The organism is Pseudoclavibacter sp. JAI123, assembly GCF_013409665.1.
Lineage (GTDB): Bacteria > Actinomycetota > Actinomycetes > Actinomycetales > Microbacteriaceae > Pseudoclavibacter.
The window spans coordinates 2,004-5,340 of the sequence record NZ_JACCCM010000004.1; the positions used below are offsets into that span (position 1 = coordinate 2,004).

Annotated in this window: 1 rRNA gene; it reads left to right on the forward strand. The window is 53.3% G+C overall.

Annotation, left to right across the window (positions count from 1 at the left end):
* Positions 1–154: 154 nt before the first annotated feature.
* Positions 155–3,268 (forward strand): 23S ribosomal RNA (locus HDC34_RS17495).
* The last annotated feature ends 69 nt before the right edge of the window (positions 3,269–3,337 follow it).

The following is a 3,337-nucleotide window of genomic DNA, read 5'->3' on the forward strand; positions in this document are numbered from 1 at the left end:
AGGGTTGGTACCGATCGTATGTTGAGAACTACACAGTGGACGCGAGCATCTTGAATGCCGCAAATGTTGATCGTCTTCGGATGGTTGGGTTTGTGGTGTTCAGCAATTTTAGTCAAGAGTTTCTGAGAATGAAATGATTGGCTACTCATGTGTAAATCAAATCTTTAAGAGCAAACGGTGGATGCCTTGGCATCTGGAGCCGAAGAAGGACGTAGAAATCTGCGATAAGCCTCGGGGAGTTGATAATCGAACTTTGATCCGAGGATTTCCGAATGGGGAAACCCCGCCAGGCCCCTTGTGGTGACCTGGTGACTCCCGCCTGAATATATAGGGCGGGTAGAGGGAACGTGGGGAAGTGAAACATCTCAGTACCCACAGGAAGAGAAAACAACAGTGATTCCGTTAGTAGTGGCGAGCGAACGCGGATCAGGCTAAACCGGTCGTGTGTGATACCTGGTAGGGGTTGCACGGTCGGGGTTGTGGGACTTTTCATGCTGCTCTACCAGGCAGTGGGCGTGACAGTAGCGTATAGACGAACAGCTTTGAATGGCTGACCAGAGGGGGTGCGAGTCCCGTAGTCGAAATGCGTGTATTGACGTTGAAGAGTATCCCAAGTAGCACGGGGCCCGAGAAATCCCGTGTGAATCTGTCAGGACCACCTGATAAGCCTAAATACTCCCAGATGACCGATAGCGGACAAGTACCGTGAGGGAAAGGTGAAAAGTACCCCGGGAGGGGAGTGAAATAGTACCTGAAACCGTTTGCTTACAATCCGTCGGAGCAGCCTTGTAGCTGTGACGGCGTGCCTTTTGAAGAATGAGCCTGCGAGTTAGTGATATGTGGCGAGGTTAACCCGTGTGGGGCAGCCGTAGCGAAAGCGAGTCTGAATAGGGCGATTCAGTCGCATGTCCTAGACCCGAAGCGAAGTGATCTATCCATGGCCAGGTTGAAGCGAAGGTAAGACTTCGTGGAGGACCGAACCCACCTAGGTTGAAAACTGGGGGGATGAGCTGTGGTTAGGGGTGAAAGGCCAATCAAACTTCGTGATAGCTGGTTCTCTCCGAAATGCATTTAGGTGCAGCGTTGCGTGTTTCTTACCGGAGGTAGAGCTACTGGATGGCCGATGGGGCCCAAAAGCTTACTGACGTCAGCCAAACTCCGAATGCCGGTAAGTGAGAGCGCAGCAGTGAGACTGTGGGGGATAAGCTTCATAGTCGAGAGGGAAACAACCCAGACCACCAACTAAGGTCCCAAAGCGCGTGCTAAGTGGAAAAGGATGTGGAGTTGCACAGACAACCAGGAGGTTGGCTTAGAAGCAGCCACCCTTGAAAGAGTGCGTAATAGCTCACTGGTCAAGTGATTCCGCGCCGACAATGTAACGGGGCTCAAGCACGCCACCGAAGTTGTGGCATTCATATGTATAGACAGGCCTTCGTGGTCCAGTCGTGTGGATGGGTAGGAGAGCGTCGTGTGGCGAGTGAAGCGGCGGTGGAAACCAGCCGTGGACGCTACACGAGTGAGAATGCAGGCATGAGTAGCGAAAGACGGGTGAGAAACCCGTCCTCCGAATGATCAAGGGTTCCAGGGTCAAGCTAATCTTCCCTGGGTAAGCCGGGACCTAAGGCGAGGCCGACAGGCGTAGTCGATGGACAACGGGTTGATATTCCCGTGGCCGGCGAAAAACCGCCCAAGCTAATCCAGTAGTGCTAAGAGTCCGAATCTTCTCGTCTGCCTTCGGGTGGGTGGGAAGCCTAGCGCTCGACCCCGTTCTGGTGCGGTTAGCGTATTAACAGGTGTGACGCAGAAAGGTAGCCGAACCGGGTGATTGGTTGAATCCGGGCAAGGATGTAGGGTGAGTGATAGGCAAATCCGTCACTCGTGAAGCCTGAGATCTGACGCGGAACTCACGTATGTGAGGTAGTCGGTGATCCTCTGCTGCCAAGAAAAGCATCGACGCGAGGTTTTAGTCGCCCGTACCCCAAACCGACACAGGTGATCAGGTAGAGAATACCAAGGAGATCGAGAGAATCGTGGTTAAGGAACTCGGCAAAATGCCCCCGTAACTTCGGGAGAAGGGGGGCCTGAGGCGTATAGGGATTTACTCCTGAAAGCGCATTGATGGCCGCAGAGACCAGTGGGAAGCGACTGTTTATCAAAAACACAGGTCCGTGCGAAGTCGCAAGACGATGTATACGGACTGACGCCTGCCCGGTGCTGGAAGGTTAAGAGGAAGGGTTAGCTTCGGCGAAGCTCTGAATTTAAGCCCCAGTAAACGGCGGTGGTAACTATAACCATCCTAAGGTAGCGAAATTCCTTGTCGGGTAAGTTCCGACCTGCACGAATGGCGTAACGACTTCCCAGCTGTCTCAACCGCGAACTCGGCGAAATTGCATTACGAGTAAAGATGCTCGTTACGCGCAGCAGGACGAAAAGACCCCGTGACCTTTACTACAGCTTGGTATTGGTGTTCGGTGTGGCTTGTGTAGGATAGGTGGGAGACTGTGAAGCGGGCACGCTAGTGTTCGTGGAGTCGTTGTTGAAATACCACTCTGGTCATTCTGGATATCTAACTTCGAACCGTAATCCGGTTCAGGGACAGTGCCTGGTGGGTAGTTTAACTGGGGCGGTTGCCTCCTAAAGAGTAACGGAGGCGCCCAAAGGTTCCCTCAACCTGGTTGGCAATCAGGTGGCGAGTGTAAGTGCACAAGGGAGCTTGACTGTGAGACTGACAAGTCGAGCAGGGACGAAAGTCGGGACTAGTGATCCGGCAGTGGCTTGTGGAAGCGCTGTCGCTCAACGGATAAAAGGTACCTCGGGGATAACAGGCTGATCTTGCCCAAGAGTCCATATCGACGGCATGGTTTGGCACCTCGATGTCGGCTCGTCGCATCCTGGGGCTGGAGTAGGTCCCAAGGGTTGGGCTGTTCGCCCATTAAAGCGGCACGCGAGCTGGGTTCAGAACGTCGTGAGACAGTTCGGTCTCTATCCGCTGCGCGCGTAGGAAATTTGAGAAGATCTATCTTTAGTACGAGAGGACCGAGATGGACGAACCTCTGGTGTGTCAGTTGTTCCGCCAGGAGCACCGCTGATTGGCTACGTTCGGAACGGATAACCGCTGAAAGCATCTAAGCGGGAAGCCGGCTTCAAGATGAGATTTCCATCCCTTCGGGGGAGAAGCTCCCAGTAGACGACTGGGTTGATAGGCCGGATGTGGAAGCACAGAAATGTGTGGAGCTGACCGGTACTAATAAGCTGATGATTTGATAAAACATGCACATGAATGTTGTTGCTGTTCGCGTCCACTTTGTGGTTCTCGATAGACGATCGAGAATCGACC